Annotated in this window: 5 protein-coding genes; 3 read left to right on the forward strand and 2 right to left on the reverse strand. The window is 48.5% G+C overall.

The features are described 5' to 3' along the window. Window positions 1-13 precede the first annotated feature (13 nt). Together BWI93_RS05745 and BWI93_RS05750 are read left to right on the forward strand one after the other, a co-directional pair. The gene (locus BWI93_RS05745; RefSeq protein ID WP_094809187.1) at window positions 14-1,054 is read left to right on the forward strand and encodes an aminotransferase class V-fold PLP-dependent enzyme; all 1,041 of its coding nucleotides are present in this window, start codon (window positions 14-16) and stop codon (window positions 1,052-1,054) included. 31 nt (window positions 1,055-1,085) lie between these two features. Next, the gene (locus tag BWI93_RS05750; protein WP_094809188.1) at window positions 1,086-1,658 is read left to right on the forward strand and encodes a MarC family protein; all 573 of its coding nucleotides are present in this window, start codon (window positions 1,086-1,088) and stop codon (window positions 1,656-1,658) included. Between the two features lie 72 nt (window positions 1,659-1,730). Here the strand turns inward: BWI93_RS05750 and BWI93_RS05755 are convergent, their stop codons facing one another. After that, window positions 1,731-2,945: a hypothetical protein gene (locus BWI93_RS05755; protein WP_141217366.1), complete on the reverse strand. Its 1,215-nt coding sequence runs from the start codon at window positions 2,943-2,945 to the stop codon at window positions 1,731-1,733. Window positions 2,946-3,104: 159 nt separating this feature from the next. Beyond that, window positions 3,105-4,349, reverse strand: coding sequence for a hypothetical protein (locus tag BWI93_RS05760; protein ID WP_094809190.1), 1,245 nt, complete (start codon window positions 4,347-4,349; stop codon window positions 3,105-3,107). Window positions 4,350-4,704: 355 nt separating this feature from the next. Here BWI93_RS05760 and argS point away from each other — a divergent pair, with 355 nt between their 5' ends. Next, window positions 4,705-6,486 (forward strand): arginine--tRNA ligase, encoded by a 1,782-nt coding sequence (gene argS, locus BWI93_RS05765; RefSeq protein ID WP_094809191.1) that lies wholly within the window; start codon window positions 4,705-4,707, stop codon window positions 6,484-6,486. Window positions 6,487-6,653 lie beyond the last annotated feature (167 nt).

Below are 6,653 nucleotides of genomic sequence, written 5' to 3' on the forward strand. Positions count from 1 at the left end.
ATTGTCGGTTGCCATGATTTCCTTTTATCCGGGTCCTTCCCAAGTCTATCCACAAGTGGCTCAGTATCTACAGGATGCCTTTGATTCCGGCATTCTGAGCGTGAATCACCGTAGTGGAGCAGCCATGGAACTGGTCAGAGAGACCTATCAACTTTTGCACGAAAAGCTGGATATTCCTGCGGACTACGCTATTGCGTTCGTATCCTCCGCCACGGAATGCTGGGAAATCATTGCTCAATCCCTCACGACCCGGCAATCGCTGCACGCGTACAATGGAGCCTTTGGGCAGAAGTGGGCCGAGTACACGCAGAAGTTAGGTCTGAACGTAGTCCATCAGCCTTTTGGTTTGAATGAAGTACTTTCACTGACGACTGAGGCAGAAACCATTTGTCTGACGCAGAATGAAACGTCTAACGGTACGCAGGTGACGAACAGCACCCTGCGGAAAATCCGGGAAGCGGTACCGAATGCCCTGCTGGCCGTTGATGCGACGTCATCCATGGCGGGTGTCGCGTTCGACTGGACTGCGGCCGACGTATGGTTTGCTTCCGTACAAAAATGCTTCGGGTTGCCAGCGGGCATGGGTCTGCTCGTCTACGGACCCCGGGCTGTGGAGCGGGCCCGGACAATCAACGAGCGAAATCATTACAACAGCCTCTTGTTTATCGACGAAAATGTGCGGAAATTTCAAACGCATTATACGCCAAATGTACTGAATATCTACCTGCTCAAACGGGTACTCGAACAGGTGCCTCCCATTCAGACCGTAGCGGCTGCCTTGCAGCAACGGGCTCAGAGTCTGGCCACCTTTTTCGAAAAAGAAACTTCTTGGCAACTGCTCGTCGCTAACGCTGCAGTACGTTCGGACACCGTCCTGGCGATTACGGGAACAATTCCGCAGATTGAACAGATCAAGCAGGCCGCCAAAGCCCGGCAGATTACGCTGGGAAACGGCTACGGCGACTGGAAAGAAACGACCTTCCGTATTGCCAATTTTCCGGCCATCAGCAATACTGATTTTACGACTCTACGGGCCTTTCTAACCGAAGCCTAGTACCGATTCTAACACCGAAACCATCTGATGTATGCATTTCAACTTTAAGGAAGTTTTATCAGTAACCTTAGTTTTATTTTCGGTCATCGACATTCTGGGAGCCATCCCTATTATTCTGGATATACGGAAGAAAATTGGCGACATTCACGCGGCTACCACAACTATGGTTTCGGGTGGAATCATGATTGCTTTTCTGTACATCGGAAAATCCATTCTGAATCTTTTTGGCGTGGATGTGCAGTCCTTTGCCGTCGCGGGTGCCCTGATCATTTTTCTGATCGGTCTGGAAATGACGCTGGGACGAAGCATTTTTAAAAGCACCGACGTTCAACCCCGAGCGGCATCCATTGTACCGCTGGCCTTTCCCATCATTGCCGGGGCGGGTACCATGACCACCATTCTTTCGCTCAAAGCCCAGTACGCCGAGATCAATATTCTGGTGGGGATTTTTGTCAACCTTGGGCTGATTTTCCTGGTACTGAAATCTTCTACCTGGATTGAAAAGAAGATTGGAGCCACGGGTACCGGCATCCTGGAGAAAATATTCGGGGTTATTCTACTAGCTATCGCCATTAAACTGTTCCGGACGAATCTGGGCGTTTAAGCAAATCCTAAAACAGGAAAAGGCGGTGGGATCTTATTCCACCGCCTTTTTTATACCCTTGCCCGACAACCATTATCGTCCGGGAAAATACCGTAAGGATAGGGATGAGTTACTGATCTGATACAAAGGATCGATCGTAAAGGCATAAATCGTGCTCTTTGAAACCGTATTCCCCGTAGTTACTTCCTGCTGCGTAGCCGTGAAGCCGTTCAGATCCAAAACCCCAACCAAAGCAGCCAGGGCCCAGCGTTGTGTAAGCTGATACTGAATGCCGGGGCGGAAGGTGGGTTTGGCGTAATAAGTCGTCTGGGTGTTGGATTGTACGGAGTTGAGTTCGGTCTTCATCTGAACGTATCCCAGGGCTATCCCCCCATCCAGCAATACCGTCCACTTGCCCGCTACGGGCCAGTACTGTTCCGCGTAGGGACGTACACTGGCTCCCCAATTGGTATAGTCCGCATTCCCCTGATCGACACCTGTACCGTAGGAACCGCTCACGCTAATTCCCAGTAATCGGCGGGGCGTTACAAATTTTCCGGCCGCAAATCCGATTCCAAGGTTGGTGGTATTCGAACGAGCCGATACCTGTTGTACCGAAAGGTCACCCGCCAGATACGTTTGCCCTACTTCGTACAGCGACTGTTGCGGAGCGGGCTCAAAGGGCGAGGAGGTCTCCCCGAAATAGTGAGCCAGCCCAATTCGGAAGGTATTGAATCCGAGCGATCCATTGACTTTCACATCGGTATACACTTTTTCACCCCGGGCCGATGCGTGCGATACGCCCACGTTGGCCAGACTGGCGGTTGCTTCCCAGGCCCAGTTTTTCTTGTAGAAATAAGTTAGGCCCAGATCCAGCGAAGCTCCGATTGAAAAAGTGTTTTGCGTCGTTTCACCGTCGTTGAACGTAGGTGAATACAAACCTCCGGCCTTTCCCTGAGCGAAGAGCCGGACGCGTTCGGAAGGAACAATGTAACGACGGTATACGTAGTGAGCAGATAGGGAAGGCGTCGTTTCGGCGTAATCAATCTGATTGATGCGTTCGTGCGTGGCCCCTAGACCAATGCTCCAGCCCTGAGCGATGTTGTCACGGGTGAATTTCCCGCGGGTCATCTGCAGGTTAAGGCCGTACGTCTGGCGTTTGGTTTCGGGCGTTAAGCTGGAGGATGTATTATCGAATCGCAAATTCAAATCGCCCGTAAAACTCATAAAGCGGTTGCCCTGGGTGGTTTGTGCAAATAGCGAAACGGAGCATAAACAGAAGAAGATTACCGTAAGAAGTTGTTTCATAGATAGTTATCGAGTGATACGCTCGGAAGACAGCAAAAATCGTGAGCCGGCTCTTGTCAAAAGTAGAGGTTTATCGCTAGAAAAGACCTAGAAAGCCAAAAGACCCGCTCTAGGCTAGAACGGGTCTGGTAGGGAGAAAGTTATAATTTTCTTACGTTACTATCGACCTGGAAAATAACGGAACGAAATACCTGAGTTGCCGATGGTATAGGCAGGCGAAAAACTAAGACCCGTTTGAAAACGATTGACGGGTTCATTGCTGTAATCTTTCTGTTTATCCAAAGTCAAGTTGGCAGAGGCTATACTCAATGTACCAATATGAGCCGTAACGGCCCATCGATCCGTGAGTTGATATTGAATGGCAGGTCTGATCGATGGGTTAATGTCTAAGGAGTGTTCCGTAGTATTTTGCTCCAGATGTTTAGTCCGATTCATTGTGTAAAAACCCGTTAAATATACACTGCCAATTAAAGATAATTTTTTGCCTAACGGAAGGTAATGTTCCCGGAAAATAAACGCAGTAGCTCCGCCAAATTTCATAGAAGATGGAGGATATAACTCTGATTTAGCGTTTAGATTGGAGAAAATAGCGGATAAACCAAATCCTCTCGCTTGTTTGTCTGAAACAAACCGGGCCGTCGAAAAACCAATGTTTATGGATTGACTATTCGAAGAGTTGATTGCGGAGGGCTTAATGAAATTAAAATTGGAACTAAGGCGACCTTCCCAATAGCGTTGGCCTGCCGTGTAGGGCGTATTATGGTCTGTTTCAAAGATTGTAGATTTGGAATTGCCACTGCCGATATAGCGGGTAATCCCCAGGGTAAAAAGCTGAGCAGACAAAGAAGATTCCAGCGAAACGGCGGTAGACTGAGATTCAGGTTTGCTGCGTAGGTGACTCACCGAAAGTGTTCCCAGGTTCGCTTCGGCTTCCAGAGCCCAGTCATTTTTGTAGAAATAAGTGAGTCCGGCGTTCAACGCTGCAAAAGCTGAGTAGGATTGCAGAAACGGGTTTTTGTAGTAATTGCCTGAGGATAATCCCAACTGGCTTTGTACGCCAACCGTACCTTCTGCAAACGCGTAAATTCCAGAAGTGACTGGAACATAACGGCGATTAAAGTAATTGATTTTCAATTGTGGTAGCCAACTCGTTACTTCCGAATTAATACCAAATCCTGGCGTAATACTCCAACCATGAGCCACATTTTCCCGAATAAATTTACCATACGTTAATTCAAGCGAAATGTCGGAAGTATGATGGGTAGTTGAAGGATTTTTTAAAAATACATTCTGTGTAGTAAGCGTTGGTCGTATTCCCCGGAGTTTGGTTCCGGCAGGGAGCTGAGCAGAAGCTGGTGTTAGATGAATACAGAAAAGAGATAGGAGTAAAAGATAAAACTTCATAAGCGTAGATTGATATGATTTCCGTGAAGGTATAAACAGTTCTTAACTGAGGAATGTAATTAACACTATTTAACAGTTTATAACGTTCATGGATAAAGCTAAAGGGGATGCTTATTTCTCCTCAATAAAACTTATTAATTGATTCTTGATCAGGTATTAATCTTTGAAAAAAACGACGAAACAAAAGATTTGAGAAGCTGCAAAATCTTAGCTAATAAAAACCAGAACGTCAGCGGGTAAGGGGGGATTTATGGTTAGTTGAGCGGGAGGGGAAGGCATGAATCCTGTACTTTGTCAACCTTGGGATTAGCTCGGTGCCGCAATTCGTATAATTTTGCAGGGTTTTTGACTGACTATGAATCTCACCGAACAAATACAGGCCAGTCTGGCCGCGGCTCTCCGGCAGGAGTTTGACCTGGAGGTGGCTCCTGCGGAATTACAGCTGCAACCGACCAAAAAAGAATTTGAAGGCTTCTATACTTTCGTTTGCTTTCCTTACGCGAAGCAGCTGAAAAAAAGTCCCGTTGAAATCGGTACCAAACTGGGCGAGTACGTGCTGGCTCAGGGCGGAGTGGTTTCTGCCTTCAACGTTGTACAGGGGTTTCTGAACCTGAGCATTGCCGATCAGGTATGGCTGGAACTCTTTGGTACGATCCATGCCAACGAGCACTACGGCCAGCTACCCGCGAAGGGCGAAAAGGTAATGGTAGAATATTCGTCACCCAATACGAATAAACCCCTGCACCTGGGGCACCTGCGAAATAACTTTCTGGGGTACTCCATCGCTGAAATCCTGAGAATGAGCGGCTATGAGGTGATGAAAACCAACGTGGTAAACAACCGGGGTATTCACATCTGTAAGTCCATGCTGGCGTACCAGTTGTTTGGTCACGGCGAAACACCCGCCACCAGCGACATTAAAGGCGATCATCTGGTTGGTAAATATTACGTGGCTTTCGATAAGGCTTACAAAGCTCAGATCGAAGAACTCGTAGCTGATGGGATGGAGAAGGAAAAGGCTGAGAAGGAAGCCCCCTTGCTGAAACAGGCCGAAGCCATGTTGCTGAAGTGGGAAGAGGGCGATCCGGCTACGATCGGCTTGTGGGAAATGATGAACAGCTGGGTATACGCCGGTTTTGACGAAACGTACCAGAAAATGGGCGTGAATTTCGACAAGATTTACTACGAATCGGATACGTACCTGCTGGGCAAAGACATCATCGAGGAAGGGCTGGAAAAAGGGGTATTCTACCGCCGTCCGGATAACTCGGTATGGATTGACCTAACGGCTGATGGGTTGGATGAAAAGCTGGTGCTGCGTTCGAACGGTACTTCGGTATACATCACCCAGGACTTGGGACTGGCCGATTTGAAGGCCAAGGATTTCCCCATGCAGAAATCCGTATACGTAGTTGGTAACGAGCAGGATTACCACTTCAAAGTACTGTTCCTGATCATGCAGAAACTGGGACGACCCTACGCGGCCGGACTCTACCACCTGAGCTACGGCATGGTGGATCTGCCGAGTGGAAAAATGAAGTCCCGCGAGGGTACGGTAGTGGATGCCGACGATTTGATGAAGGAAATGAAGGAAACCGCCGAAGCCATGACGAAAGAACTGGGCAAAATCGACGGTTTTACGGAAGAAGAAGCCCAGTCGCTGTACCATACACTGGCGATGGGAGCCCTGAAATATTTCCTGTTGAAAGTTGATCCGAAAAAACGGATGCTGTTTAATCCGCAGGAAAGTGTAGATTTTCAGGGAAATACGGGTCCGTACATTCAGTACAACCACGCCCGGATCTGCTCGATCTTACGCAAGGCCGATCAATTGCAACTGACGCCTACCGCACCACAGGGTATTGACCTGCAATCGAGTGAACGTGATCTGATCTTTACGCTGAGCCAGTTCCCGCAACGGGTGGACGATGCGGCCAGTCTGTACAGTCCGGCTCTGATTGCCCAGTATGTGTACGATCTGGCCAAAACGTACAGCCAGTTCTTTAGTGAAGTACCCATTTTTGCGGAAGAAAATCTGGAGAAGAAACAATTCCGGGTGGCTTTATCGAAGTCCGTCGCAGAAGTGATTCGGAAGTCTATGAACCTGCTGGGCGTCACGGTACCGGAGCGGATGTAAGTAGGAGCGTCACAACAGCCGTTGCAACAACGGATGTTTTCGTGAACCGGCCGAAAGTCTTGAGACTTTCGGCCGGTTTTTTATTTGTACTAATTCAGAAAAAAGCTTTCAAAGCGACCTCTCCGGGAGGCGAGTTGTCCGTAGCATCCGCTACGGACTTTTTAGTT

Origin of the sequence: Siphonobacter sp. BAB-5385 (assembly GCF_002261125.1) — a bacterium.
Classification (GTDB): Bacteria; Bacteroidota; Bacteroidia; order Cytophagales; family Spirosomataceae; genus Siphonobacter.

Coding starts and splice junctions, on each gene's coding strand:
- BWI93_RS05755 (WP_141217366.1), bottom strand. CDS start 2,945: ATGAAACAACTTCTTACGGTAATCTTCTTCTGTTTATGCTCCGTTTCG.
- argS (WP_094809191.1), top strand. CDS start 4,705: ATGAATCTCACCGAACAAATACAGGCCAGTCTGGCCGCGGCTCTCCGG.
- BWI93_RS05760 (WP_094809190.1), bottom strand. CDS start 4,349: ATGAAGTTTTATCTTTTACTCCTATCTCTTTTCTGTATTCATCTAACA.
- BWI93_RS05745 (WP_094809187.1), top strand. CDS start 14: ATGATTTCCTTTTATCCGGGTCCTTCCCAAGTCTATCCACAAGTGGCT.
- BWI93_RS05750 (WP_094809188.1), top strand. CDS start 1,086: ATGCATTTCAACTTTAAGGAAGTTTTATCAGTAACCTTAGTTTTATTT.